This window comes from Hanamia caeni, from assembly GCF_003721595.1.
In the GTDB taxonomy this organism is placed as follows: Bacteria; Bacteroidota; Bacteroidia; order Chitinophagales; family Chitinophagaceae; genus Ginsengibacter; species Ginsengibacter caeni.
Genome location: NZ_RJJR01000001.1, coordinates 285157 through 311378, shown reverse-complemented (window position 1 = coordinate 311378; position 26222 = coordinate 285157). Strand labels below are relative to the sequence as shown.

General features: G+C 40.1%; 24 protein-coding genes and 1 pseudogene. 15 read left to right on the top strand and 10 right to left on the bottom strand.

Going from position 1 to position 26222, the window contains the following annotated elements; genetic code table 11:
* Positions 1–142 precede the first annotated feature (142 nt).
* The 4 genes from EFY79_RS01470 to EFY79_RS01455 form a co-directional block, all read right to left on the bottom strand.
* On the bottom strand, positions 143–358 hold the full coding sequence (locus EFY79_RS01470; protein ID WP_123118889.1) for a hypothetical protein: 216 nt from the start codon (positions 356–358) through the stop codon (positions 143–145).
* Positions 359–368: 10 nt separating this feature from the next.
* Positions 369–1340 carry an MBL fold metallo-hydrolase gene (locus EFY79_RS01465; protein ID WP_123118888.1) on the bottom strand — a complete coding sequence of 324 codons (972 nt, stop codon included), beginning with the start codon at positions 1338–1340 and terminating at the stop codon, positions 369–371.
* 249 nt (positions 1341–1589) lie between these two features.
* Complete coding sequence (locus EFY79_RS01460; RefSeq protein WP_123118887.1) at positions 1590–1934, bottom strand: nuclear transport factor 2 family protein; 345 nt, start codon at positions 1932–1934, stop codon at positions 1590–1592.
* Between the two features lie 317 nt (positions 1935–2251).
* Positions 2252–2722 carry a hypothetical protein gene (locus EFY79_RS01455; RefSeq protein ID WP_123118886.1) on the bottom strand — a complete coding sequence of 157 codons (471 nt, stop codon included), beginning with the start codon at positions 2720–2722 and terminating at the stop codon, positions 2252–2254.
* A gap of 464 nt (positions 2723–3186) precedes the next feature.
* Between EFY79_RS01455 and cax the strand changes: the two genes are divergently transcribed.
* Positions 3187–4275 (top strand): calcium/proton exchanger, encoded by a 1089-nt coding sequence (cax, locus tag EFY79_RS01450; protein ID WP_123118885.1) that lies wholly within the window; start codon positions 3187–3189, stop codon positions 4273–4275.
* 262 nt (positions 4276–4537) lie between these two features.
* Here cax and EFY79_RS01445 read toward each other — a convergent pair whose 3' ends face one another.
* A complete protein-coding gene (locus EFY79_RS01445) occupies positions 4538–4747 on the bottom strand; it encodes a hypothetical protein (protein WP_123118884.1) in 210 nt (69 codons plus the stop codon).
* A gap of 65 nt (positions 4748–4812) precedes the next feature.
* Positions 4813–5511, bottom strand: a pseudogene (locus tag EFY79_RS21680) (alpha/beta hydrolase).
* Positions 5512–5954: 443 nt separating this feature from the next.
* Here EFY79_RS21680 and EFY79_RS01420 point away from each other — a divergent pair.
* Together EFY79_RS01420 and EFY79_RS01415 are read left to right on the top strand one after the other, a co-directional pair.
* The gene (locus tag EFY79_RS01420) at positions 5955–6188 is read left to right on the top strand and encodes a hypothetical protein (RefSeq protein ID WP_148041824.1); all 234 of its coding nucleotides are present in this window, start codon (positions 5955–5957) and stop codon (positions 6186–6188) included.
* A gap of 44 nt (positions 6189–6232) precedes the next feature.
* Positions 6233–6673 carry a hypothetical protein gene (locus EFY79_RS01415; protein WP_148041823.1) on the top strand — a complete coding sequence of 147 codons (441 nt, stop codon included), beginning with the start codon at positions 6233–6235 and terminating at the stop codon, positions 6671–6673.
* Between the two features lie 43 nt (positions 6674–6716).
* On the opposite strand, the gene EFY79_RS01410 is transcribed toward EFY79_RS01415, so the two are convergent.
* A complete protein-coding gene (locus tag EFY79_RS01410; protein WP_123118877.1) occupies positions 6717–7175 on the bottom strand; it encodes a hypothetical protein in 459 nt (152 codons plus the stop codon).
* A 397-nt stretch (positions 7176–7572) separates the two neighbouring features.
* Here EFY79_RS01410 and EFY79_RS01405 point away from each other — a divergent pair, with 397 nt between their 5' ends.
* Positions 7573–8655 carry a sensor histidine kinase gene (locus EFY79_RS01405; protein WP_199727407.1) on the top strand — a complete coding sequence of 361 codons (1083 nt, stop codon included), beginning with the start codon at positions 7573–7575 and terminating at the stop codon, positions 8653–8655.
* A gap of 184 nt (positions 8656–8839) precedes the next feature.
* Here EFY79_RS01405 and EFY79_RS01400 read toward each other — a convergent pair whose 3' ends face one another.
* On the bottom strand, positions 8840–12043 hold the full coding sequence (locus tag EFY79_RS01400) for a chemotaxis protein CheB (RefSeq protein WP_123118876.1): 3204 nt from the start codon (positions 12041–12043) through the stop codon (positions 8840–8842).
* A 455-nt stretch (positions 12044–12498) separates the two neighbouring features.
* Between EFY79_RS01400 and EFY79_RS01395 the strand changes: the two genes are divergently transcribed.
* The 10 genes from EFY79_RS01395 (at position 12499) to EFY79_RS01350 (ending at position 20324) form a co-directional block, all read left to right on the top strand.
* Positions 12499–12831 carry a hypothetical protein gene (locus EFY79_RS01395; protein WP_123118875.1) on the top strand — a complete coding sequence of 111 codons (333 nt, stop codon included), beginning with the start codon at positions 12499–12501 and terminating at the stop codon, positions 12829–12831.
* Positions 12832–13120: 289 nt separating this feature from the next.
* Positions 13121–14290 (top strand): trans-sulfuration enzyme family protein, encoded by a 1170-nt coding sequence (locus tag EFY79_RS01390; RefSeq protein WP_123118874.1) that lies wholly within the window; start codon positions 13121–13123, stop codon positions 14288–14290.
* 367 nt (positions 14291–14657) lie between these two features.
* On the top strand, positions 14658–15521 hold the full coding sequence (locus EFY79_RS01385; RefSeq protein ID WP_123118873.1) for a universal stress protein: 864 nt from the start codon (positions 14658–14660) through the stop codon (positions 15519–15521).
* An 18-nt stretch (positions 15522–15539) separates the two neighbouring features.
* Positions 15540–16460 (top strand): universal stress protein, encoded by a 921-nt coding sequence (locus EFY79_RS01380; protein WP_233577897.1) that lies wholly within the window; start codon positions 15540–15542, stop codon positions 16458–16460.
* Between the two features lie 30 nt (positions 16461–16490).
* Positions 16491–17351 carry a universal stress protein gene (locus tag EFY79_RS01375; RefSeq protein WP_123118872.1) on the top strand — a complete coding sequence of 287 codons (861 nt, stop codon included), beginning with the start codon at positions 16491–16493 and terminating at the stop codon, positions 17349–17351.
* 20 nt (positions 17352–17371) lie between these two features.
* A complete protein-coding gene (locus EFY79_RS01370) occupies positions 17372–18232 on the top strand; it encodes a universal stress protein (RefSeq protein ID WP_123118871.1) in 861 nt (286 codons plus the stop codon).
* Positions 18232–18354: a hypothetical protein gene (locus EFY79_RS21845; protein WP_262683346.1), complete on the top strand. Its 123-nt coding sequence runs from the start codon at positions 18232–18234 to the stop codon at positions 18352–18354. The genes EFY79_RS01370 and EFY79_RS21845 overlap by 1 nt, the downstream gene beginning before the upstream one ends.
* A gap of 85 nt (positions 18355–18439) precedes the next feature.
* Positions 18440–18835, top strand: coding sequence for a DUF302 domain-containing protein (locus EFY79_RS01360; RefSeq protein WP_123118869.1), 396 nt, complete (start codon positions 18440–18442; stop codon positions 18833–18835).
* 101 nt (positions 18836–18936) lie between these two features.
* The gene (locus EFY79_RS01355; RefSeq protein ID WP_123118868.1) at positions 18937–19383 is read left to right on the top strand and encodes an NfeD family protein; all 447 of its coding nucleotides are present in this window, start codon (positions 18937–18939) and stop codon (positions 19381–19383) included.
* Entirely contained in the window at positions 19380–20324 is a 945-nt protein-coding gene (locus tag EFY79_RS01350; protein ID WP_199727406.1) for an SPFH domain-containing protein, read from the top strand. Before EFY79_RS01355 ends, EFY79_RS01350 begins: the two co-directional genes overlap by 4 nt.
* 442 nt (positions 20325–20766) lie before the next feature.
* Here the strand turns inward: EFY79_RS01350 and EFY79_RS21330 are convergent, their stop codons facing one another.
* Positions 20767–20943, bottom strand: coding sequence for a hypothetical protein (locus EFY79_RS21330; protein WP_158605116.1), 177 nt, complete (start codon positions 20941–20943; stop codon positions 20767–20769).
* A gap of 24 nt (positions 20944–20967) precedes the next feature.
* On the opposite strand from EFY79_RS21330, the gene EFY79_RS01340 reads away from it, so the two are divergent.
* Positions 20968–24624, top strand: coding sequence for an LGFP repeat-containing protein (locus tag EFY79_RS01340; RefSeq protein ID WP_123118866.1), 3657 nt, complete (start codon positions 20968–20970; stop codon positions 24622–24624).
* 135 nt (positions 24625–24759) lie between these two features.
* On the opposite strand, the gene EFY79_RS01335 is transcribed toward EFY79_RS01340, so the two are convergent.
* A complete protein-coding gene (locus tag EFY79_RS01335) occupies positions 24760–25995 on the bottom strand; it encodes a glycoside hydrolase family 27 protein (RefSeq protein ID WP_123118865.1) in 1236 nt (411 codons plus the stop codon).
* Positions 25996–26222 lie beyond the last annotated feature (227 nt).

Below are 26222 nucleotides of genomic sequence, written 5' to 3'. Positions count from 1 at the left end.
GGATTGTTTGACTTATTTTTCAATTTATACTTTTCTGCGGATAGTTTTCCAAACCCGGATTTTCAGCGGTATTGCACACAAGGGCAGGCAGGGTGCTGCGCTCGTATTCAGCAAACGTTCGGTGGTACATCATTCAAATAAATCAGGTCAGTAATTTATACTTGTCAATAATAGCTTGCCGTTGATTGTGATACCAGGTTACAACGAACGTTTCGTCAAGCGCAGAGTTGATTATTTGTTTGCGATTAGGGATATGTTCTTTAACGTTTGTAATGTATTCATCGGTGGTAGAAATATTGATTTCAGTGCTGCCAGAATAAAATATTCGGCTTGTTTTTTTGGGGTGATGAGTTTGCATTTCCAGCTTTTTATTTATGTTGGCCTACACCCGGTTCAGATGGTTTTACTTGCATAGTTACAGAGTCTCCAACTGTGAAACTCATTAAGTCTTCGCCTAACATTACCCGGCCTGGATACTTCTCTTTTGTTCTTGGAAGAATTTCGTCCGTAGGATAACCGTAGATTCTAACAATGTGGGAATACACGGCAAGCTTCGGCTTAACAGCAGCAAACACTTTACCTGCCTGTTCAGGTGTTGTATGGTGGGCGAGTATATGATAGCTGGGGTCTGATTTTGTTACTGTATCAGAAGCGATTGCTACTTCATGGATGAGCAAATCTGCTCCTTTGGCATTTTTAATTAGATTCTCTGAATAGCGGGTATCTCCAGAAAGCACAACCGAGTGTCCGCCAAATTCTACTCTATAGCCAAAAGCAGGAACTACCGGGTAATGATCCACCAAAAAGGAAATTACTTTTATACCGTTCTGTTCATATACGGTACCTTCTTTAATATCAGTTGTTAGTAGCTTACCACCTTCGGGTGAAGCCTTGTCATCTGATTCTCTTATGGCAACGTCGAACTCATAGGCCTTTCGCAAATATTCGGTCATATTCCTGGTGCCTTCAGGACCAAAAACTTTTAATGGCGTGGTTCTTTGGGATGTCAGCCAACCCGTAAGCCACAAATCAGGAAACCCCACAATGTGATCAGAATGAAGATGGGTAAAGAAAACGGCATCAATCGTGGTATACCCTATCTTCAGTTGCCGCAACCTTTGTAAACATCCGCGACCGGCATCAAACAGCAGGTTTTTTCCATCAGCCTGTACTAAAATACTTGCACCAAAACGATCCATAACGGGCAGTGGGGTTCCGGTACCTAACAGGGTAACCTTTATAACCTGGTTACTTGTATTAGTCGCATCCTGTTGTATGCTTTGACCAGGACAAACAAAGAACACCGACAAAAAGATGGAAGTGATTGAAAGTCGTAGCATAATTATTTTCGTTAAGAGTAACCAAAGAAATTATGAATGGAGAATATTATCAATTTCCGCTAAAGCTAACTGGCTATTTCCGGTTGTTACAGTAAATTTAATATCTTTTGCAGAACTTTTAAACTACATCTAAGACTAAATTCCGGCTAACACCTGCGCAACGAACAGCAGGTCTATATTGGCTCCGCCGGTGTATTTGCTATTCCGGTTCGTGGACGGGAACCCCGGGAGGCGGCAAGAAGGAAGTGTTCATTTTTTTAAAACCGGGCGGGGATCAAATAATACTTTTAGTGAGCTTATCTCTCCCTTGTCCAGATGATACAACCCGCTGATTGGTATTTTCGCTTTGCCCGACATGTTAATTTCATAAAAAATACACACATCCTCATCGTCGGCAAATGCCTTATCAATTTCATATTTCAACTTCATTTTTTTCATATCCTCCATATATTCGGCTGCACCGTTTCTTTCACCCATCGGGCCTCTGAATGTAAAATTTTCATTTAAACATTCTTTTGCTTTTTTAAAATCTTCTTTATTTAATGCTTCTAAAAAAGACAAAACGATCGCTTTAGATTTTTTTCCTGTTTCCATGATTATTTATTGTAAAAGAAGAGGTTTAGATGTTGGCTTTCTAAGTAAATCTCTTTTTATAACTGGCAACCTTTTGTGGGATGGCTAAGATTACTGTTCTCTTTTTTGAATTGTGTACTGTTTACGGGATGGCCATATTTTTCAGGCGGGATTATTGGAAGGGCAATGGCAATCAAAGTCTGCTGTTAATTGAAAATATTATTCATCATCACCCTTGACTTATATGTGAACGGAAGGTTGTGCATCCAGTCTATTATTGGTGGCAGCCTTTGTCGTTTGAATATAGGCAGTTAATAAATTCAGTTTGATTAAATTAATCATTTGCTTCTCGGTCTGTAAACATCACTTACCAGTAGTTTAATAGTAGTACTGCCAACATTTTTACCGGAATCTGATAGCGGGCCGTTTATCAATCCCATGCCTGTTGGAAAAGTAAGTGTATCCTGTTTTCCTGCTGCCTGGATAAATAATGCCATTTTACCGCCCTGAAGTACATACACTATGTGGTCGGGATGTGTGTGCAGTGCCCACGATTCACCTGGCTTCGCCGTAAACTCATACATTTTTATCCCTAGTGTATCGGCCAGCTTTTTTGAAAATTTTGCTCCTACAATTAATGGTTCCATCGCGGGGTCATAAGCAGGCATGGAAGATGTATCGCTGACCGTAACGGCAGAAGTTGTATCCCCATTATTATTTTCTGAAGTAGTTGCAGATTGATTACAACTAATAAGAAATGAAAAGAAAATCACTGCAAAAAAATAAATGCAAATGTTGATTTGTTTCATAGCTTATATTTTTAAAATGAAAAATTTATTTTTTAAGTCATGTTAGGAAGTCGATTAGGTAAATCTTTTAATTTTTTCGAAGTCTTCAAATAAAGTTGCCACCAACTCGGAGATTTGTGATACACATTTTTATTGAAAAGAAAAACTATCATTAATTCTAAGATTTTTTTTATACTTTTTCAATTGGAGAAATCGAACTTTTTACAGGATCCTCCTAAAAACAATAGATAATTTCAACCGTTTCACTTTTCTTTATTTTCCAAAGATATACACAAGAGAGCGTGGCCTTTTCATGAACTTTGTAATGGTTTTCCATGAAATAATTTTTGTGAAATATTAATTGTAAGAATTATGCCTTTTATCAAAAGTACAAGCGGACCCCTGCGCTAACACAAAAATTCAACCTCGCGCCGACACTATCCTTCATTGATTTTTTTGTAATTTGTCCAACTAATCAATTTTATATGGCGACAAATACAGCGGAGAAAAAATGGTTTATACAATCTGATTACATCATTCTCATCGCTGGTGCTGTTGCCGTTATTGCAGCAGGAATTGCTTATTATGCAGCATTAAATTCTCTCCTTGCTTTTATTACTTCCGCAGTGGCTGTTGCATTGCTGGCTTCGCTGGTAGGCAGAAGTGTAGAACAATTGGGCGACCGATTCGGGCCGGGTGCAACAGGTGTTTTACAATCGGCCCTCGGTAATCTTCCGGAATTATTTATTGCTATTTTCGCTTTAAAAGCGGGGTTGGTAGAAGTGGTGAAAGCCGCACTTGTCGGATCTATATTATCCAATCTTTTGCTTGTGCTTGGGCTTGCATTTCTTGCAGGCGGATTAAAGCATGGCGCTCAAAAGTTAGGATCTGACCGGGCACGAACTGTTATCACCCTGATGCTTTTATCGGTGATGGGGCTTGCCATCCCTTCTCTTGCTCATTGGATACATACCCCCGCTGCGCCGCATGAAGAGACTTTCTCACTGATTGTGTCTGTTGTTTTATTGCTGTTGTTCTTACTGTACCTTCCGGCATCCCTGAAGCATGGTAAAATGGGAATTGCTTCAGAAAAGGATTCAACCCCCGGGCCGAGGTGGCCACTTTGGCTGGCTGTTGGCTTGCTGGCTTTTGCAAGTGTTTTGGCGGCCTTCGTTTCAGACTGGTTTGTTACTGCGCTGGAGCCTGCCATGCAAGCGCTGAATATTTCTGATGCCTTTGCAGGTTTGGTGATCGTTGCTATTGCGGGCAATGCTATTGAAAATGTGGTAGGAATCCAGCTTGCGTTGAAAGGCCAGTCAGAATATGCTTTTTCTGTGATTATCAATAGTCCTTTACAAATTGCTTTGGTACTGGCGCCTTTGCTGGTGATCATCAGCCAGGTGTTTGGATTGTCTTCACTCACCCTGGTTTTCAGCCCGATGCTAATGGCAAGCATTTTTCTCGCCATCATTCTTGCGGCGTTTATTTCTTTCGACGGAGAATCTAACTGGCTGGAAGGCGCCGCATTGATTGCGATCTATATAATTATTGCCACCGCTTTTTGGTGGGGGTAAAAATATTATTTCCTGCCTGGCTGCAAGGCTGAATAGTCCTGTTTGCAATAATAAGTTGCATCTATTCTATCTTGCCGGTTAATAATCCTTCTAATTAGAATTTTCTCATTTTGAATATACAATTTAATAAGCGATTGCATATTTTCTAAATCAACAAAACATTGATCCTTCTTGTAGGAATGAATATCGCCTGACCGTTGTCCGTGTGTTGAAATCCTTTCAAAATGAACAAAACGGAAGTATCATATTTTCAATCAGTTCATTAAATTCGTTTTATAATATTTCTTTTCTGCATCACTTCCACCGCCTGCGCATCTATGTCCACACCGAAAATGTTATTTAGAAATATTTGTTTCTTTACTGCCGTGGTCAGGTTTCCATCGGGCGTTAACGGCAAATGATTCCTTTCCTTTTGCGCATCGGAAGGCGAAGCGATATCGTGATAAAGAGATTGCTTCGTCGCTAAAGTCATTACCGAAAAATGAGATTATTCAAACTTACAAAACTGCCGCCTTACCAGCTTACTTCAAATTTCCATTAATCCGAATTGATTAGCGCGGCCAATTGTTGTTTGGCTGTTTTGGATTCCGGAAGATTTAATAGCATCCATGCGTGAAACATGTCCGGGTACTCATAATAAGTTATGTCCACCTGCTGCCTCGCTGCTACGGTTTTTAATTTCCTCGTATCAGCCACAAGAATTTCATTTGAACCGGCGAAAACAAAGATTTTACCTAACCCCTTTAATGATCCGTAAACAGGACTGAGCAGGTAATGATCCGGTGAAGTCAACCCTGCATATTGTTTGCCGGTTTCGGTAGTCCTTCGATGCCCAAGAAAGGTCATTCCGGCCAATACTTTTAATCGACTCATTGGTAAGGGTTATATCCAACCAGGGAGAAGTAAAATAATCTGCCCCGGCTGCGGTAAATGTTTATCCCGCAGGCGCTGGGCCAGGGCCAATGCAAACCCGCCACCGGCCGAATCTCCCATTAGGATCATGTTCTCTGCCTCATTTGTCTGCATCATTTGTTTATACAGCTTCACTACCATGTCAAATGCATCCACATAGGTGTAGGTTGGGGCCAGGGGGTAATCCGGTGCGGTGATCGTACAACCGGTAGCCTTTAGCATATCAGCCAGGAACGACCAGTGGGGCCTGGAAAAACTTTGAACATAGGCGCCACCATGTAAGTACAGGATATGCTTCCGGTTGTCAGAGTCACGGCTTCTGATGGTAAAAACGTTGCTGCCATTGATCCGGAATTTTTCTATGGTATTACCTGCAAAAAGCTTTACAGGAGGTTGAGGGCAGCTAAAATAATTTGTGAGCCTTTGTCAAGACGTCTTTTAAGAAAGGATTTTTTATCGACCAATCTTAAGAAGAAGGTAAATAATCTGCTCTGTATACTGGCCAATAGTATCGTTCTTCAAAAGTTAATGATAATGCATCAAAAATAATATGCCTGCCATCACTGGCATAATATTTACCGCATGTATCAAGATAGGCATAATTTGTTTGTTTGCTCCCCCTAATTGCGCACTCGCAGGCTTCCACGATAAACTATTAATAAGTTTTGGCAATATTACCAGGTCAAAAGAACTGGAACGGCAGTTCCTGACATTTTTATCCGCCGGGGGAATTCATGTTAAGATCCTAAATACAAAAAACGAATGAGATGAAATATTGTACCATTTGTGAAATAGAATTGGAAGAAGAAATGACTCGCTGCCCGTTATGTGGCTCAGTTCCGGTGAATGATGATACCGCCGGCAAGCAACCGGAAAATATACATGTAGAACCGGCGATTGAATACAAGAGCCCGGCTCAGCAACTGACCAAACACCAGAAGGCGCTCACCTGGGAGATCGTTTCCCTGGTTTTGGTTTCGGTGATCTTTGTACCCTGCTGATCAATTTTATTATCAATAAACGTATTACATGGGCAGTCTATCCTGTGGCTGCCTGTATAGTCGCTTTTTCATATACTTCTTTGTTTGCGTTCTCAAGGTATGGCATCGTCGTGCGGCTCGCAGGAGGTTTCATTATTTCTTCTGCGGTGTTGCTCATCGCGGGCCTATTTATCAGCGGCGCTGACTGGGCCTATAAAATTGCTATCCCGGTATTGTTCTTCGCCAGTATTATCGCAGCGGCGCTGGCAGAATTAGTGCGTGTGTCAAGGTATAAAGGTATCAACCTGATAGCGTATGCATTTATTGGCAGCGGGGTACTTTGCCTGTTTATAGATGGGGTCCTTTCCTTTTATCTCGAACACGAAGTTCATTTATGGTGGAGTGTAATTGTAGCTATTTGCGCATTACTGGTAGCTATCGTACTGATGTTTCTCCATTTCCGGTTAAAAAAAGGCCGTAGTCTTGAAAAAACATTTCATATATGAATTTGAAAAATAGTACCACGCCGGGGTTTTCTTCCAATTCATCCTATTTCTGATCACCGAATCCCGCACGCATTCTATCCAGTTCTTTTAGCCTGTTTTGATTTTTTGCAAGATCGCGGGTGAGCTGGCTTATCTTTTTATTTTGATTGTCCAGCGCATTGTCGGCTTTTCTTGAATCTTTCGCATCTTTTACTGATCTCCTGGCTTCTTTTTTTGCTCTCCTGGCATCTCTTACACTTCCATTGGTAGCATGTGATGCCTTATTAGCTGTGGCCATAGCGGTACTTTGGGCGTCAGAACTGGCTTTGTCGGATTTGCTGCTATATGCTGCCAGGTCATTTTGTGCCTTCGTGAGCCTGGTAGTAAGATCCGCAATATTACTGCTTACCTTAGTATATTCTTTATTAAATGCTACTGAATCTGCGGTTTTATACTTTTGAGAAAAGGCGGGTAAGGCAACGATGGTAACCAACAGCGCCGTCAAAATATAAATCTTTTTCATTTTATTTGTTATTTATTGTGTGAGAATGTCGTTGCAGAAGTCGTGCAACGTTTTATTTAAAGAAGCGACTAACATAAAACTAATAGCGGCAATTAACGGGCCGCGTTGTGTATTTATCCGGTACTAACTGTTAAACTGAAAATTCCATTTTTTGCCAGGCTACCACCTTAGTTATCCGGCATAAACAAGAACCGGGAATTCCATTTATTTTACAGCTCCTGAAGCCGTCCCAGCACATTCAGGCGTTCACCGCAATCGTGGTTTCACAACGGCTATTGACGAAAAGGGCACTTAAAAAGTGCTCAGTATTAATGGAACATAATTTGAGTAAATGTTAGCGTTTCGTGTAATATTGTATTAGCGACAACCGGGGCAGAGGTCACATAAATTATTAATTGTGGAAATAGAGAATAAAGACCAACAGATAAGGCACCTGAAGGAGCAGAAGGATGACCTGGAAAATTATTTCAGAAATACCATTATCCCGCAGCTATTTATCGATGCCGGTTTAATATTACGCAAATTTACTCCACCGGCAATGAAACAGTTTAAGCTGGCAGCCGATGATATTGGTAAACCTATTTCCGATGTGTTAAACAATTTTCGTTTTCCGTCAATCGTTGAAAATATAACTCACGTAATTAATACCTCTGAAATTCTTGAAAAGGAAATTCAAACAACTGACCTGAGATGGTATCAAATGAATATTTTACCTTATGTCAAAAAAAAGGATAAAAAGATAAATGGCGTAATTATAACGTTTGTAGAAATTACCCTGCGAATAAGAGATTTAAAGGAACAGGAGAAATTAATTTCTGAGCATGAAGCGTTATTAGACATCATTTCGCATGACATTAAGAATTCGCTTGGTAGCTTGCTGTTAACAATTGACTTGTTAAATGATGGTGGCGCTAAAAATCCCAAAGAACTTCAGTCTCTTTTAAAAACTGCTAAAAACGGGGTAAAGAAAATAGAAAATATTATTAATGAATTAACTGATACCAGAAAGCAGGAGCATAAGTATAAAGCCGTTGATGAATTGCTGAATTTTGAAAATATTTTAGAAGATGTACGCTTTACACTCCTGGATAATATTAAGAAATCAGGTGCAACTGTCACCACTAAACTCAATGTTTCGGAAATTACTTTTTCACGAAGGATATTAAGAAGTATAATTTATAACCTCCTAAACAATGCCATAAAATTTAAATCACCTGACCGTAAACCTGAAATCCACATCAGTACCGTTCTTGATAATAATTATGTTATCCTTTCAATAAAGGATAACGGTATTGGCATTGATGAGGCGAAGCAGAAAGCTGTTTTTTCAAAATATTATCGTGCCCAACATGAAATAGAAGGTTCCGGAATTGGATTATACCTGGTAAAAGAAATTGTTGAAAATTCCGGCGGAAAAATTTCTCTCGAAAGTGAGAAAGGAAAAGGATCGGAATTTAAAGTATATCTTAAGCAGGATTAGATATGGCATCAAAGACGTCCATCGTGGTGAGAGAAGCTTTCAACCGGTGCCGATTTGTGTAACTTTGAAACTCATGCTTGCAACACGCCCCTCGCCAAAATAAAAATTGCAATTAATTGTGAGTTTACTGTAGAGGATTTGTCTTTGTAATTCAGTTATGCTGATAAAAAAATATTGCACTATTTCATTGTCGCAGCGCTTTGGCCAGCACATGTTTTCCATCAGGCTTTTCTGCAAAATATACGGAAAAAGTGCTTCCTTTTCCCGGCTCGCTTTCTACAACGATCTTTCCCCCGGCGGCATTGATGATTTTCCTGGCAAGATATAAACCGATTCCGTGTCCCTCGATATTTTCATTTAGCCTGGAATACATACTGAAAATCTTTTCAATATCACCGGAACGCATTCCGATTCCGTTGTCTTTTACCGTAAGCACCGAATAGCCTTTTTCAGATTTGGCGCTTATCCATATTTCGGAAGGACGATCCGGATTGCTAAACTTGATGCCGTTGGTAATAAGGTTGTAAATAATACTTCTGAGGTTCTTTTTTGAAAAATAAATTTTAGTATTACCTACGTCTTTTCTGATTGTGGTTCCTGATGATATGATCCTGTTTTCGATACTTGCTTCGATATCCTCAATCAATTCCTGCAGGTCTATAGCTTCCTTCACCGACATGCCGCTTTCCATTTTACCTATGGTACCTAATTCGGCAACCAGTTTGTGGAATCTTTTGAAGGCATTTTTTATTATTTCCATTAGCTTGGTTCTCTCATCCCCAGAAATTCGCGTGTCAGATAATACACCAAAGCTCAATTCAATACTACTAAGCGGCCCGAGCAGATCGTGAGAGGCAGCGTGAACAAAATTATCCAGGTCGGAATTGATGGCTAATAACTTTTTATTCGTTTTATCGAGCTCTAATTCTGCCTGTTTTAAATTAGTAACATCATTAAATGTAATCATAGCGCCGTTTCTTTTGTGATCGCCGGTTATATACGGCATGGTAACCGTCTGGTACCATTTACCATCCTCCGCTTCAATTTCTTTGGTAATGGTATTTCCTTTTTCAATTACCTCTTTAATATCCTGGCTTATGGTTTCAAATTTTATATTAGTAGAAATATTGCTGAGCGGCCTGCCAATATCACTTTCGCGGAGGTTGATCAGCTTTATGGTTCCCGGTGAAAATTTCATTAACAACAAATCCTTGTTCACAAACAACTGCCCGTTGGTATTGCTTCTGAAATAATTATTAAGGTCATCATTGGTTTCCGTTAGTTCTTTGTTTTTTAAAACATAGTCAGCATTAATGGTATGAAGTTCTTCATTTACCGATTGCATTTCTTCATTCGTACTTTGCATTTCTTCATTCGCAGAAAGTAGTTCTTCATTAAAAGATTGCATATTTTCATTGGAGCGGTCAAGTTGCTCATAAGTAGATTGCAATTTGCTTTTTACTTCTTTTAATTCCTCTTCTAAATTCAAGGTATATTGGTCCAAGTAAATCTTTTCGTCAAACACTGTTTGCTGGTTTCCGGCATTTTCCATTTTATTCTCACTAAAGGTAACCATCAGCAATTTTTGCCCGCCTACTCTCAACGGGCTTACTGAAATATCTACTTTAATAGCCTTTCCCTGCTGTATAATTACAATTCCTTTATTAGCAGCTTTTTGATTTGTTTTTTGAACTGCACTGCTTAGTATTTTAAAGGCCACATCCAGCGGCTTTGGTAAAAGATCTCTGAGGTTTGAATTAAAATTCTTTTGCAGAAGAAATTTAGAAACATCGCCATAAGTTTTCACCACCCGGTCATTTTCATCAACACAAACTAACAGGCAATCCAACTCGTTCGCCAGGTTTTCATTCACAGCTTCCGGCAAAGCCAGGCTTTCCTTTTTGATCAGCTCTTCTTTTGAATAACGCTTCTCTTTTATATCAATCATTTGAGGCACTGAAAATCCATCAAAATGTACCTTACGTTGGGTTTGCAGGTTTTTATATATTTTCCAGGTTTTATCAATGACTTCCAGGTTTTGAATGATAGGCATTGGATTTTCGCTGGAGCCTAAAAATAAATATCCATCCACTTTAAGACCGAAGAGCAGCATAAAAAAGACCTTTTTCTGCAATGCCGGCGACATGTAAATGAGCAGGTTGCGGCAACTGATGAGGTGCATATTGCAATAAGGAGGATTCTTCACCAGGTCGTGGCGGGCAAAAATGACCATATTACGTATCTCTGACTTTATCCTGTAATTGTTGCCTTCCTTTTTAAAGTATTTTTCAAGCCGCTCCTTAGGCATCTCATTTGCAATGGCGGCGGAAAAAATACCTTTTCCGGCATGAACGAGTGCCACTGCATCTATATCGGTAGCAAATATTTTTACTACAGTATCTTTTAAATGATTGTTCAGTTGCTCTGCCACCAAAATGGCTAAAGAATAGGCTTCCTCGCCTGTAGCACACGCAGCTACCCATATTTTTAATTCTTCTCCCGGATGCAGATTCTTTAATATGGATGGAATGACCTCTTTTTCCAGGATGTCGAATGCTTCCTTGTTTCTAAAAAATGAAGTAACGCTTATCAGAAAATCTTTGCTTAGCGCGTCTAATTCTTCAGGGGACGTTTTTAAAAATTCAAGGTAAGCTTCCAGTTTAGTAATATTATTATGCCCGGCTCTTCTTTTTATTCTCCTGGAAATGGTGCTTTGTTTATAATCTGAAAAATCTAAGGGCGATTTTTCTTTTATTAATTCTATAATAGCCAATATAGTTTTTTCATCATTCTCATTATCCAATAATTTTCCATCCTGTTTTACATAATCTTCAATCGCATCAGGCATCAGCGCGGGCTCCAGGATAAAATCTACGATACCCGTAGCGATGGCGTTAGATGGCATGCTGCTAAACTCTGAAGTTTCAGGGTTACGCGCCATTACAATTCCCCCTTCCTGCTTAATGGCTTTCACGCCTTCTGACCCATCAGATCCAAGCCCTGAAAGCACGATAGCTATTGCCTTCCTGCCGCTATTTATAGCAAGCGATTTGAAAAATGTATCAATGGTAAGATGAGGCCCTTGTTCTTTATCTTTTGGAGTCAAGTGTAATTTACCATCGCTGATAGTCATAAACTTATCGTTAGGAATCAGATATACTACATTTGAATTTACAACCATTCCATTTTCGGCTTCTTTTACTTTTAGTTTGCTATGCCTTGTTAATAATTCAACCATGCGGCTTTTGAAATCGGGCGACAAATGCTGAACAATTACATAAGAAACCCCATCGAAGGGCGTATGGTCGAAAAATGAATTAATCTCTTCCATACCACCGGCAGATGCGCCAATAGCGATAATATATTCCGGCTTTTTTATGTTTTCCATTATTTATTATTTCAGGTTGGTCATTTGTTTTCTTTGATCTTAACCAGATACCCTTTTAACAATGAGAAGTTAGCGATATGGCATTCAGGGAAAGCAAAATATGTTCGGAGGATAGTGGTAAGTACTACAAGGTACAAAAAATAAAATGGGCAATAATTTTATTTAGTTAATTTAATTATTCAACTCGGGGTATCAGAAATGGCGTGGCAAAACAGAAAAACTGTTTATTTCTTCCTTTACTGCCACAGCGTTGGCTTATGAAATTAAACGATTGCTTATGCCCAATTGCAGTTTTATATTAAATCGGATGACAATTTCTACGTTACTGAATGAATAGAAAAAAGAAAAGCCTCCAGTTTCATTTTATTATTGTAACTTATGATGCAAATGCCAACTGTGCAAGTGACTACGATAGTTACCCCGGTTGTAAATATTGCGCCCACTAAAAACATCTCATGAAATATGATAAGGATTATCCTGACATGCCCACAGCAGAAGAAGGCCAGCCCCGTGTTTCACTCATTCTGCCCTTTGAATTAAAGATGAATCATGAAAAAAGCCTGTTTGATTTGCTAACATTGTCGGCAAACAAAGCAGAAAAAGAATTACGATTAACTTACCCGGAAGAAAGAGTAGCACCGGTGATAAAAAAATTGCGTCGTTTAATTGCGGGTATTCATTGCCGGCGAAATAATCAAAGCATTTGTATTTTAGTATCGCCGCTTACAGAAAAAGTATATTTTTTCACCGGTACCCGTGAGCTTAAGAATAATTTTCCTTTGTTTTAATTTTTCCTCTTATCAGGCATTTCATGGCGAATGTACCCACACCCGTCATCCTCAATCTTAATTGTCTGGATGCTGAGGGATTACAAGTAACACGCCCAGCGAAAGGCCAGGGTATTTTCCAGTAAAGCAATAAATTCAACGGTTTTTTATTTTGCTTTCCGGTATAACGGTTATGCGTATACGATACACGTGATAACTAAGAGATTGCTTCGTCGCCAAAATTTTATGGTTTTTAAAAAATCATTGCTTCTTATCTTCGCACTCCTTTTAATAAAAATTAAAAATAAAAATGACGCAACTCCCGAAAACGCAGGCTATCAGAATCCAAACCCCCCAAACCAACCAAAAAGAACACAGCACGCCACTATTTCTGACGTCAAGTTTTCAGTTTGACAGTGCCGAAGAAATGAGCGAAACATTTGCCGGCGAACTCGATAACAATATTTATTCACGCTTTGAAAATCCAAATGCCCAGGAGCTTATTGATAAAATGTGCGCGCTGGAAGAGGTTGAAGCAGGCTTTGTAACTGCATCGGGCATGAGCTCAATTTTCGGTTGCTTTATGACCTTCCTGAATGCGGGCGACCACCTGCTAAGCTGCCGCTCCATATTTGGCTCTACCCACACTATTATCACCAAGTTTTTCCCCCGGTGGAATATTGAATATTCTTACGCTGATATAAACGACCCCGAATCATGGGAAAGCCTGGTGAAGCCAAATACCAAAATGATTTTTATCGAAACACCCACCAATCCGGGACTGGATATTATAGACCTGGAATGGATTGGCAATTTTGCTAAAAAACATAATATCATATTGCTGGTAGACAATTGCTTTGCTACGCCCATCCTTCAAAAGCCATCCAGGTATGGAGCAGATTTGATTCTGCATTCCGCAACCAAATGGATAGATGGCCAGGGCCGTGTGCTCGGGGGTATTGTAGTTGGAAAAAAAGAACTGATTGACCAGCTTTTTGTTTTCTGTAAAAATACAGGCCCTTCCATTTCGCCGTTTAATGCCTGGCTGCTCAGCAAAAGCCTGGAAACACTTGACGTAAGGCTTCAAAGGCATTGCGACAATGCAGAGGCATTGGTAAAGGCGCTGGATGGCCATCCCAAGCTGAACAACATCAAATATCCTTTTCATCCCTCCCATCCTATGTATGAAGTGGCCAAAAAACAAATGACGCGCGGCGGAGGCTTAATTACTTTTGATATTAAAGGGGGGCTCGAAAGCGGAAAGAAATTTTTAAATAGCCTGAAAATGCTTACGCTCACTTCCAATCTTGGCGACACGCGCAGCATTGCTTCGCACCCGGCTTCTACCACGCATGCGAAGCTCACGGATGAAGAAAAAGCCAGTGTAAGCATCACTCCCGGGCTTATCCGGATTTCGGCAGGGCTGGAGGATATAGAAGACATCAAGGCAGACATATTGCAGGCGCTGGAAAAATGCTGATTGGGCAAAAAGGATCTATCAATAGATTAGGTATTGTAAAACCTTAGTAGAAATCAGGTAAACTCTATCGACATAACCTTATTACCTTATTATAAAAAAACTAACGCAGGGTAAAGTAATAAGGTTTTAATTTTTATTAAAGTATTTTTCTACTAAGGTTTGAAAGTCAGGTCCGGATTGAATTTTCGCTTGTTACGACTAATCTTCTCCATCAACATAAAAAACAACAATATTTATTGATTTACTGCAAAATGTAATTTTTAATTTTCTTTCTTTTGATTGATCGCAATCATAAAACAGCCTGACTTATATCATCTTACATCCGGATTAATAGGAATATCATTGCTCTAAAAACAATTAAAAAGCAATGCAAAAAATATTAGTCCCCACAGACTTTTCAGACAATGCTTTAAAAGCAGTGGCGCAGGCTTGTGAAATAGCTAAAAAAAACAATGCCGTTATCCACCTGCTGCATGTAGTGGAGCCTACGCTGAACATGGCCACCATGCAGGCAGATTCATCCGGGAAAAAAGTGGTTGCTGATAAAAGTAAAAGCCTGGAATTGTCGTTAAAAGCGATTGCGGAAGTGTACCCTGATGTAAAAATTTTACCTTTTCTCGTGGGCGGAAACGTAATCCCTTCCATTCTCAAATATGCAGAAAAAGAAAATCCCGATTTGATTGTTATGGGCACAAAAGGGGCTTCCGGGTTAAAGAAAATATTAATCGGAAGCGTTACTGCCGGGACAATCGGCAAAACCAATTTTCCGGTATTGACCGTACCTGCTTCATACGAATTACAAAAGCCCACAGCCATTGTTTTTGCCACCAACCAATTTGAAAAAGATGAAGCGTTGCTTAAAAACTTTGTGAATCTGGCTAACCTTTTTTCGGTCCCCGTTCATGTTATTGTTTTTAAGGATATTGATGCCAATGAAGATGCTGATTTTATTTACAATGAAGAGCAATTAAATTACTATCTGGGTTTTTTAAAAGAAACTTTTCCACGTACCGTGTTTAAAGGAGAAATTTTAGAAGGCAGCGATTTTGAATCGGCCATAGATGCTTACTGTGTAAATAATACGGCCGGAATCATTGCTATGGTAACCTATCCGAAATCATTTTTCGAAAAGTTTTTCTTCAAAAGCTTTACAAAAAATATGGCCTTTCACTCTGCCATTCCCATCCTGGCTATTCCCGGAATTTTACAGGAAGCAGAAGAATTTCTTTAGAAATTTAATTAAAAAATCATGAAAGAACTGACAAAAAAAATATTGACCAAAGAGCTCGAGTACAATACCGGCAGCCGCTTATACAAAAGAAAAAACCTGAAGTCGAAAAAATTCCTGGCAGTTTTTGATGGCTTAAAATTTTCACAGAGTACAATGGATTACGCCATCCAGCTTACCCGCGAAGCCAATGCATCGCTTGTAGGCGTTTTTTTGGATGATTTTATTTATCGCTCGTATAGCGTTTCAAAAATTATATCTTCTTATAATAACGATGAAAAAATAATAAAAGAGCTCGACAAAAAAGATCAGCTAAAAAGAGATGAGGCAGTTATGTTATTTGAACAGGCTTGCGGCAAAGGCGGTATACCCTATTCATTTCACCGGAATAAAGGAATTGCTATCCACGAGCTTAAGGAGGAAAGCATATTTGCCGATCTCATAATTATCAACGACTCCGAAACTTTTAACCGGTTTTCGGAAGGCCCACCCACGCGCTTCATCAGGGAACTACTTTCAGATGTGCAATGCCCGGTATTGATAGTGCCGGATATATATAAGCCCATCGACAAGGTTACTTTGCTCTATGACGGTGCCCCTTCGTCAGTTTTTGCCATAAAAATGTATAGCTATCTTTTTGGCGAACTTGATGCGGCTGTAGAAGTTTTGACAGTAAAAGATAAATTGGCAGGATCCCATTTGCCTAACAATAATTTAATACGTGAGTTTATAAAAAGGCATTTTCCAAAAGCAAATTATATCGTTGCAAAAGGAAGCGCGGAAGAGGAAATTCCTGGCCATTTGCGGTATCATAAAGAGAATGAGCTTGTGGTGCTGGGCGCTTACCGCAGAAGTGAAATCTCCAGATGGTTTAAGGTGAGCATGGCTGATATCCTGATGAAAGAATTGGAAACTCCTTTATTTATTGCTCATAATAAATAAATACAATTTCAAATAATAAATAAATTTCAAATGAAACGAGTATTAGTACCGACTGATTTTTCCGCCTGCGCAGATAACGCAATAAATTTTGCTGTTGAATCCGCCCGCATAGTGCCACTTCAAATTACGCTGCTGCATTCTTTTGAAATCATAGCGAATGTATATACCGATTATGTAGGAGTGAACAAGGAATTTAATACTACGCTTCTTAACGAAGCGAATTCAAAACTTGCGAAACTCAAAAAAGAGATAGAGAAAAAATATGGCGTACCTGTAGACGTGGTTATCTCTACAGAATCTTTGCAGGAAGCCATCAGCACCACTTTACACAACACCAAATTTGACGCTATTGTGATGGGCACATTGGGAGCCAGCGGTATCAAAGAAAAATTGTGGGGTAGTCGCACTGCGAACACCATCAGCAAATCACGAATTCCCGTATTTGCGATTCCCAACGATTATAAATGGAAAAAGCCTCAGAAAATTCTGCTGGCTACCAACCAATTCGAAAAAGACCCTGTGATACTTGATTTTATTTTTGAATTGGCCGGCTTGTATATGGCAAACGTTGAAGTGGAAATATTTACCGATAAAGATGATGACAAGGCAGGCATATTTCTGCATAATAACCGGCAAATTGTTCAATATGAAAAGTATTTGAAAGAAACGTATAAAGAAGAAACGCTGATGTCCGCACATCTTTCGGGTGAAGATTTTGGACAGACTTTACAGGACTTTATAGAAAAAAATGAGATTGACATTTTAGTGATGGTAACTTATCCAATGAAATTTTGGAACAGGATTTTTAAGCCGAGCAAAACCAAACGCATGAGCTATCATACCAAAATACCATTGCTCGCCATACCTGCTGCACACGGGCATTCAGAATAACAATAAGCAAAAAAAAGTTTATGAAACGAATATTAGTACCGGTAGACTTTTCAACAAATTCGAAAAAAGCTTTCAGATACGCGGTGGATATTGCTTCCAGGTCAGGAGCGGATATTATTCTTTATCATTTGTTCAGGCCACTAAAGGCTTCGGAAGCTGGCGTTGTTTTCAACGTGGATGAGCATAACCGGCGCCTGCAGGAAATTGTGTTGAAAAGGCTGCAACGACTACAAAAGAAAGTACTCGCCGATACAAACGCAAATGTGCCTGTCTCTGCTCACGTAGGTAGAATCCCGGTTGTGAAAAATATTCTTGATTTCGCTGATGAAAATTACATTGACCTGGTGGTAATGGGCACCGAGGGAGCCACCGGCCTGAAAAAAATCACTTTAGGAAGCAATGCCGCAAAGATTATCCAGCGAGCCAAAATTCCGGTGTTTTTAATCCCGGAAAAATTTAAATGGAAAAAACCAGGGAAAATTTTGTTCGCAACTGCCATTCATAAATCCGATAACAATGCCATCCCCATCTTATCAGCGCTTTCCGGAATTTACAATGCAGAAATAACGATGGTAAATCTGCGCGATCCACATCAGCCCGAAACTATGAAGGATAAGAAACAATTTGAAAGGCACGTTTTTGATATGCAAAAGGCATTTAAAGATACAAGGCTCGGGTTGCTGCAAATAGATACGTTTTCCATCTCAAAAACGATTCAGCATCTTTACGAGGAAATTCCCTATGACATATTGGTGATGATCCGGCGCAGGAAGAGCATTATACAACAAATCTTTGTGGAAAGCTTTACTAAAAACATGGCATTTATTACCGGTAACCCATTACTAATAATACCTCAACAGAATAAAGTTGTTAAAAGCTAATGGAAGAATTATTTGCTAAAATCGCTATCGTTTCAGGCATCTGGCCCCACAGAAAGCGAATTATCCGCAATAAACGCGCGGGAAGCAGAAATCTTTGTATGTTGGCGGCAGTAAACAAGTAAATTATGTAAAAATTTATTTCGTTTTGTATAGTTTGAATTAATAAAGAACAGATAAAAAGGCATCAAAATTGTAAGGAAATAATAAATGGAACAGCTTATCACCATAGCCTCCTACGCGTCTTTTAAAACCACGCTTGAAAAAGTTATTTCATTAATAAAGAAAAAAAAGTTTACCATTTTCGCGCAGATTGACCATGCTGCTGAAGCAGCAAAAGAAGGGCTTTCACTGAGGCCTACCATGCTGATTTTATTTGGCAATCCCCAAATCGGTACCGTATTGATGCAGGAACAGCAAAGCGTCGGAATTGATTTGCCGGCAAAAATCCTGATATGGGAAGCTGCTACCGGCAAAACCTGGCTGTCGTATAACCTGATGGGCTCGTTAAAAGCAAAACACCAGGTAGGCGAAGAGGGCAACGGAATATTGCGAAAGATAGAAAAGATAGTTTCGGGTATATGCAAAGAAGCATCAGGCACCTGATTATATTTTACCGCACATTCAATTTCTGCATCCTTATCATCCTGCTTTGACCGTTCATCTTATTGGGTTATATTTGAAAATTAATTGCCAAACCAATTTGAATGGAGAATTTTCTGACTGCTGCAGTTATCTGGATAATCATAGGGCTTGTTCTTTTTTTATTGGAATTTGTAATTCCGGGACTCATACTTTTCTTCTTCGCAGCAGGCGCCTGGATAGTAGCGATTTTATGCCTTTTCCTTGATATATCCATTAATACCCAGCTAATCATTTTCCTGGTGAGTTCCGTTGCAAGCATTCTTTTATTAAGGAAAGGATTATCAAAAATTTTATTGAAAAGAAAACATCCATCAGAACTATTGGAAGATGAGTTTCTCGGCAAAATTGCCAAAGCAGAAACGGATATTTCACCTGGTAATAATGGAAAAATTGATTTCAAAGGCACTACCTGGCCCGCCGCCTCGGAAGATACTATTGAAAAGGGCGACAACGTAATTATTATCGGCAATGAAAGCATTTTATTACACGTTAAATCAACTAAGTCATGATAACATCCTCAACCATTATCCTCCTCGTGGTTATTCTCTTTTTATTGGTGGCGTTTTTGTCCACGTTTAAAGTAGTGCCCCAGCGGTCGGTTTATATTGTAGAAAGATTGGGCAAATTCAATCGCGCACTGGACGCCGGTTTTCACATCCTGATTCCGTTTATTGACAAAATAGCGTACAAGCAAAATCTGAAAGAGCAGGCCATAGATGTGGCTTCGCAGATTTGTATCACAAAAGATAATATTGCAGTAGAAGTAGATGGCGTTATTTACCTCCAGGTGATTGATCCGCAAAAAGCTTCCTATGGAATCGACAATTACAGGTTTGCCGTTATCCAGATTTCTCAAACTACGATGCGGAGTGTAATCGGCAAAATGGAGCTGGATAAAACATTTGAGGAACGTGAAGCCGTAAATGCGACCATCGTGGAGGCAGTGGACAGGGCAAGCGGCCCGTGGGGCATAAAAGTATCACGATATGAAGTAAAAAATATTTCACCGCCGCAAAGCATTAAAGACGCCATGGAAAAGCAAATGCGCGCAGAACGTGAAAAGAGAGCGTTGATTGCAGAATCTGAAGGTGATAAACAAGCCAAAATAAACCGCGCCGAAGGTGAAAAACAACAAACCATCGCTTTGTCTGAAGGTGAAAAGCAAAGGAGGATTAATGAAGCGGCAGGAAGGGCCTCTGAAATTGAAATGGTGGCTGTGGCCACTGCCAAAGGTATCCGCGAAATTGCCCAATCCATTAATGAAGAAGGCGGGATGAGTGCCGTGAACCTGCGTATTGCAGAGCAATATCTTACTGAATTCGGTAAGCTGGCTCAAACTAATAATACTATGATTGTCCCTGCAGATTTATCTGATATTTCGGGTGTAATCTCCAGCGTGACTTCAGTTATTAATAAAACAAATTCAGGTTTGCCAGGGATGAAGAAATAGAGTGCAGGGAAGATAATTTATTGCAGATAAACATAGCGCTTGCAGCACAAATTTAACCGAAAGCCATAACACATTTTTCTTTTGTTAACTGCTCTGGAAAACTACTGCTGTCTCCCTCTTACAAATGAGTAAATGTCCGTCATTGCCAATAATATTAAACTGGTTAGTCAGCTTTACAATTTCGAATCTGTAGTGAACAAACAAAAAAAATCCATTCGTATTTTGGATCGATGATGCCAGACAAGCCTTCACGAGATACCTGTTGTATTGTGTTTTTACCTGGCTGAAATTGGCCACAGCCAACGCTTTTAAGATAATTTCTTCCAACAAACGTATGCTATAGCGCAAAAGTCATTCGACATTCGAAATGAGAAAACATTTTTTGGATACGCAAAAAATAACCTGAGAACCAAACAGGAGGTTAATAGTCTTTTGGTTGAATTTATTTATATATTTTATTCGAACTCATTTGCGCATTTACGAAGGAAATTACCACTTGCTGAATAAAGTCGCCCAATTGATCATTGACGCCGGCATCAATTCCATCATCATTTATATTTACAAAAGTATTAATATCAAATCCTGATATCATACCCCCAATTAGCGGCGTCTGTCCCATTTTTAAAATATTAAACCCACTAAAATGAAAGTCATTGATTATTCACTTGGTTCCGCGAAAGTCGCAAACCCTGATGGCAATATGCCAGCAACTGTTACAAACTGTACCATTGTGCCTGGACCGGGCACTATCGCGGCGGGCACTTTTGCAAATGCCCTGGACTTTGGTACTACAGGCAACATCGTTACAGTGCTTTCGCCAGCATCAATCTCCACTTCCAGGTTTTGCATAAGGGTTATTTTTAAAACGGACACTGCCATATCCTCCCGGCAGAATCTTGTCGAATCTAACTGTTTGCCATTTTCCATTTTTCTGGATAAAACAGCAGCCCCTAATAGCTTTAACCTCGCCGTTTCAGTAGCGCCGAAAGCCCATGGCTGGGCCGGAACTACTACCGAATATTTTAAAACGCTGCAGCTTGGTACCTGGTATACGGCTGACCTCGTATATGATACAGACACAGTAGCGGTGTTCATTGATGATACTATATTATCTGTTCATGCTTTTCCGTCAGGCATGATAGAGAAATTTGCCGGCAAAGAATTATTTATTGGTGCGTGGGTAGATCGTACCAGGAGCCATTTCAATGGCCAAATCGCTGCAGTTCAATGGTATGATAACGAAATACCTGAAATCCTGGAAGCCCAACTGGACGAACGGAGAAGCTATCCCGAATGGTTTTTAACATACAAGCAAGAACAAATAAAACCCATTTTGAATTTTGGCGCCATGCAGGGCAAATATGTCTACGATCCCTATGCAACAGCGTATATACAGTGGTTCGACTCAGGCCTGCTCATGTACAATGAGTCCGTAGGAACTGCTTTTGAAATGCATGGCCTGATTTTCCAGCATTATAAATCAGCTTCAAATGCAGGCAAGTCGGAATTGGGATACCTGGTAAGTAATGAAGGTAACACCACAAAAACAGGCGGCAGAAAAAATGTGTTCAGTAAAGGAGGGATTTATTGGAGTGCCGGCACAGGCGCTTTTTCGGTAACAGATCGCTTGTTCCTGGAATATGAGCATTTTGGAGAATCTGTATTTCTGGGCTGGCCGGTTGCAGAATCTACAAATATTAACGGTGGCAAAGAACAAATTTTTCAAGGTGGCAGAATGTATTACAAGAATGGCACACCCCAGGCATTTGAAGTACACGGCGCTATCCTCACAAAATATTTGGCTTCCGGAGGCGTAAACACGTGGGGATACCCGGTATGCAACGAATCTGATATAATGAACGGCAGTGCATTAATAGGTAAATTTAGCGAATTTGAAAGATGTACAATCTATTGGAGTAGCACCAGTGGCGCGTTTGAAGTACACGGAGACATCAGGGCTAAATACAGGAATCTGAACGGACCTATCGGGCAAATGGGATTTCCCACATCCGATGAAGGGAACATACCGGGAGTCTCCGCGCCGGCAAGATATAACACGTTCCAAAATGGAAGCATCTTATGGTTTGGAAGTTGGAATAACATATTTGTTTGCCAGGCCTTTAAACTATTTTTAGGTAGAGTGGACAGCCAGGAAAGCGAAGGATTTCTGATGGGGCAAAATGATTTATATCTGAAGGCTATTCTTAAAGACAATGGCTACGAGGTACATAGCCAACGGATTCCTAATTCAGGCGATTCTGATGGGCACAATGTATATGATTTCAACACCCTGATAGGCAAGACGATTATTCCCAATTCTGTTGACCGAAATATCACCTTTACGCTCGATATCTGGGAAAGCGATGGCGGAGCGCCTTTTGGCGGTGGCGATGACCACCTGGGCACTTACAATAAAACCCTCAATATGGCAAATGCCTGGGGAATGCGGGAAAATAATGGTGTGTTCAATACCGGACGATTTCAAATGATCAACTATATTACCTGGTCTGTAAAGCCGCAGATTAATGAAAACAATTTAACGCAAACTCAAAGATGGTGGGGCGTCACAAATGCGGGCACTCCGGAAATTAACTATAATCAATATGCGGCGGCTTTCCGTGATGTAGACAGCGATCCCGAATGGTGGGATCTTACAGATTGGCTGGAAAAAGCATTTTATGAGCTGGTAATAAAGGGCCTTGCTGCTAACGGCAATTGCTTTGGGATGTCGTTGGAGGCAATATACGCTTATAAACACCGTAGCCTGTTTAGTTTGCCTTTGGACAGGTTCAAGACATGGAGCACAGTAGTAAATGAATTCAATATTAAACATCAATACCAGGTGGGCGCTTCAGCCATCTGGTGGTTTGTGGGGCAATTTCTTTCCGGAAATACACATGACCCGGTAGATGTGTTTAACGAAACAAGAAACGAGTTTAACAGAGGATGCAATCCTGTCATTTGCATTTCGCAAAATTATGATTTCAGTGGCAAGCCACATTGCATTTTGCCGGTAGCATGGAATAGCAGTACATCTCCGTGGCAGATTTCTATCCTGGATCCTAACTTTCCCAACGATGTAAAAACGCTTTTCGTTAATCCTTCTACAAATGAATTCACTTATAATGGTAAGAGCACATACACGGGTGGCTCATGGAGCGGCGGACGTTTCCACTACATGCCTTATTCCGTTACCTGCGAGAGGCCCCGCACACCCATATGGGATGCGATTTTACTGATACTTACCGGAACTATTATCATCCTCGGCGAAGGCTCGGAAACAGTAAGCCTTCTGGACGAAAACGGCAACGACCTTGATGCATTTGGAGCAGATAGCATCAACCGGTTAAAACAGAAAAAAACTATGGAAAACAAATTTGTATCAATAAAAGGATTTGATGCAAAACTTGTAAAACCGGTAGTGGCCGAATCCAAAACCGTTTTAACCACTGCGAATTCGGGCATACAAACAATTGCCAAGCCTAAAGGGATTCTCGGATCTGAATTATATATGCGAACAGAAATCATTAACAATCGGTTTACAACCTCCCCCGGCATCCGGGAAAAAGGGGTTTTGGCAAACCTTACCTTAGCTGATATTGTAACAGATCGCGCGGCGGCTTCCACGTTGTCCGGATTAACCACCAATGATCAATTATTTAATGCCATCAAAGACAGAAGTGTTACGCATATAGTTAATGATCCGTCCGTTATGAAAAAACTTGATCCCACTATTGCTGGAGCCCTTGGAAATATTGCTACACTTGCCAACATCACAAAAAACTTTAAACACACAACGAGGGGCACAAACAATGGCCAGTTTATTTATGCTATCAAAAATCAACTGAATGAATTCAGGCTCCAATCTTCGGTGAAAACAAATGAGATTACCAAATTGGAAACTAAAGATCTGGGCACTACATCTTCAGTAGTAAAGATGATTACCAACGAAAACAAAACAGTTCGCCTTGAAATTAATAATAAGATGGGCGTCGGAAAAGATAAAATAGCCATTGTGATTGATAAAATACCCGTGGCTGTAGGTAAGGAACTCAACCTGAATATTAAGCCCGGCCTGGCTGGTTTGGATATTCTAACCACGGCAGAAAAAATAAAGGCAACTGTTTCTATCAACGGTATAATAAGCGGACAAGCTTTTCAACGCAGTTATGGCGTGGATCTGGAAGGCGGAGTACGCATTCGCCCTTCCACGGTGATTAGTAACAATGAATTGAAAGTAGGCAAAATAGACCAGTTGTTTGGACCATTGCAGAACGGCTCAATTATCAAAGGAATTTAATTGGCTTTAATTAGCTTTTGGGGAAACACGATACCTGATGCACTTTTTCCCAGGAAAACGCCATTTTCATTACGGATGTGGAAACAAAATCTTTATTATTTATTGTTTTACTATTTGGTTGGAAACTATGGATGTTTATTTCGATTCAGGCCATACACGAAACATTGCTACGCCATGCGAAGCAACTGAGGAACGAATCAAATCACTGGTGGAATAAGTGCCTGCCTGGTAGCGATTTCCTTTGTCCCAAAGATTTACCACTTTGTAGGAAGGTGCTTTTTGCAAGCCAACTTGTTCAACGTTTGTAGTCATAAAAACCCTTTCTTCTCCACGGTTCAAAAGCAAAACAGCGAAGCTTCCATCTGACATGGGCTTTACCCAAACTTCCTGGTCACCGTCGTCTTCTACTTTATATCCTTCTTTGCCCGCGGGATCCTGGTCTACCGCAATCACGTCTTTATTTGTCAAAATTTCTTTAGTGGCTTCCGTCATGTGCAGCAAATCATTGCCCGCAATCAACGGCGCAGCCATTATAGCCCACAAGCTGAAATGCGTACGATATTCATTGTTGGTCATTCCGCCATTTCCTACTTCCAGCATATCCGGATCGTTCCAATGCCCCGGGCCTGCATATTTTTGTAAGCCTACCTGTTGGTCTGTTATATTTATCATGCTATTCCAATTGTCTGAAATATCTCCCGTGGTGCGCCACAACTGGCTTATAGCCGGCGCCCATTGATAGGGATCTTTTACGCCCCACTCGCAAATGCTATAAACAATGGGGCGGCCGGTAGCAAGCAATGCCTTTTCCATTCCCTCATATCTTTGCATGTAATCCACACCTTCATTGCTGCAGTTGTCCAGCTTCAGGTAATCAATCCCCCATTTGGCAAAGCTTTCAGCATCTGTTTTTTCGTGATATAAGCTTCCGGGAAAACCTGCGCATGTCTTTGTGCCCGCTGATTCATAAATTCCGATTTTTAATCCGAGGCTGTGCACATAGTCGGCCAGCGCTTTTATTCCGTGGGGAAATCTTTTTGGATCAGGCTGCAAACGGCCCTGGGCATCGCGAACCGTGTCCATCCATGCATCATCAATATTAATATATTCATAGCCGGCAGCTTTCATCCCACTGGATACAAGTGCCTGCGCGGCATCTTTTATTTTCTGTTCTGTTATATCTGTATGAAAAGCATTCCAGCTATTCCAACCCATCGGAGGCGTTTGGCATAAAATATCGGCACCGGCATTTTGCGCAAAATTAAAAGTTTCTTTATTCAAGGGCTGCGCAGAAACCACCAACGGATAAAGATTTAGCAATACGAAAACAAGCGAAGTAACACGAAGAATTGAAAAGCATTTCTTTTTCATTGGAAATTGATTTTATATTTTTTGAAGTAGTAAATATAAATATATTTAGAAAACCTTTTCTAATTTTTTAAACCGCAGTAATAAAAATATGTTTTCTCTTTCAGTTTGATAATTATATTAACACGTCTATTGCCTTATATTAGATTTAATAAAATACAATTACTCCATCAGAGATATATCTATCCTCAAAAAAAAATTGATAGATTGCACTTTACTTATCAAACTGC

Excerpts from the sequence above, each read along its gene's own strand:
- EFY79_RS01470 (WP_123118889.1), bottom strand. The coding sequence starts at position 358 with ATGCAAACTCATCACCCCAAAAAAACAAGCCGAATATTTTATTCTGGC.
- EFY79_RS01465 (WP_123118888.1), bottom strand. The coding sequence starts at position 1,340 with ATGCTACGACTTTCAATCACTTCCATCTTTTTGTCGGTGTTCTTTGTT.
- EFY79_RS01460 (WP_123118887.1), bottom strand. The coding sequence starts at position 1,934 with ATGGAAACAGGAAAAAAATCTAAAGCGATCGTTTTGTCTTTTTTAGAA.
- EFY79_RS01455 (WP_123118886.1), bottom strand. The coding sequence starts at position 2,722 with ATGAAACAAATCAACATTTGCATTTATTTTTTTGCAGTGATTTTCTTT.
- cax (WP_123118885.1), top strand. The coding sequence starts at position 3,187 with ATGGCGACAAATACAGCGGAGAAAAAATGGTTTATACAATCTGATTAC.
- EFY79_RS01445 (WP_123118884.1), bottom strand. The coding sequence starts at position 4,747 with ATGACTTTAGCGACGAAGCAATCTCTTTATCACGATATCGCTTCGCCT.
- EFY79_RS01420 (WP_148041824.1), top strand. The coding sequence starts at position 5,955 with ATGAAATATTGTACCATTTGTGAAATAGAATTGGAAGAAGAAATGACT.
- EFY79_RS01410 (WP_123118877.1), bottom strand. The coding sequence starts at position 7,175 with ATGAAAAAGATTTATATTTTGACGGCGCTGTTGGTTACCATCGTTGCC.
- EFY79_RS01400 (WP_123118876.1), bottom strand. The coding sequence starts at position 12,043 with ATGGAAAACATAAAAAAGCCGGAATATATTATCGCTATTGGCGCATCT.
- EFY79_RS01395 (WP_123118875.1), top strand. The coding sequence starts at position 12,499 with ATGAAATATGATAAGGATTATCCTGACATGCCCACAGCAGAAGAAGGC.
- EFY79_RS01390 (WP_123118874.1), top strand. The coding sequence starts at position 13,121 with ATGACGCAACTCCCGAAAACGCAGGCTATCAGAATCCAAACCCCCCAA.
- EFY79_RS01385 (WP_123118873.1), top strand. The coding sequence starts at position 14,658 with ATGCAAAAAATATTAGTCCCCACAGACTTTTCAGACAATGCTTTAAAA.
- EFY79_RS01380 (WP_233577897.1), top strand. The coding sequence starts at position 15,540 with ATGAAAGAACTGACAAAAAAAATATTGACCAAAGAGCTCGAGTACAAT.
- EFY79_RS01375 (WP_123118872.1), top strand. The coding sequence starts at position 16,491 with ATGAAACGAGTATTAGTACCGACTGATTTTTCCGCCTGCGCAGATAAC.
- EFY79_RS01370 (WP_123118871.1), top strand. The coding sequence starts at position 17,372 with ATGAAACGAATATTAGTACCGGTAGACTTTTCAACAAATTCGAAAAAA.
- EFY79_RS21845 (WP_262683346.1), top strand. The coding sequence starts at position 18,232 with ATGGAAGAATTATTTGCTAAAATCGCTATCGTTTCAGGCATCTGGCCC.
- EFY79_RS01360 (WP_123118869.1), top strand. The coding sequence starts at position 18,440 with ATGGAACAGCTTATCACCATAGCCTCCTACGCGTCTTTTAAAACCACG.
- EFY79_RS01355 (WP_123118868.1), top strand. The coding sequence starts at position 18,937 with ATGGAGAATTTTCTGACTGCTGCAGTTATCTGGATAATCATAGGGCTT.
- EFY79_RS01350 (WP_199727406.1), top strand. The coding sequence starts at position 19,380 with ATGATAACATCCTCAACCATTATCCTCCTCGTGGTTATTCTCTTTTTA.
- EFY79_RS21330 (WP_158605116.1), bottom strand. The coding sequence starts at position 20,943 with ATGGGACAGACGCCGCTAATTGGGGGTATGATATCAGGATTTGATATT.
- EFY79_RS01340 (WP_123118866.1), top strand. The coding sequence starts at position 20,968 with ATGAAAGTCATTGATTATTCACTTGGTTCCGCGAAAGTCGCAAACCCT.
- EFY79_RS01335 (WP_123118865.1), bottom strand. The coding sequence starts at position 25,995 with ATGAAAAAGAAATGCTTTTCAATTCTTCGTGTTACTTCGCTTGTTTTC.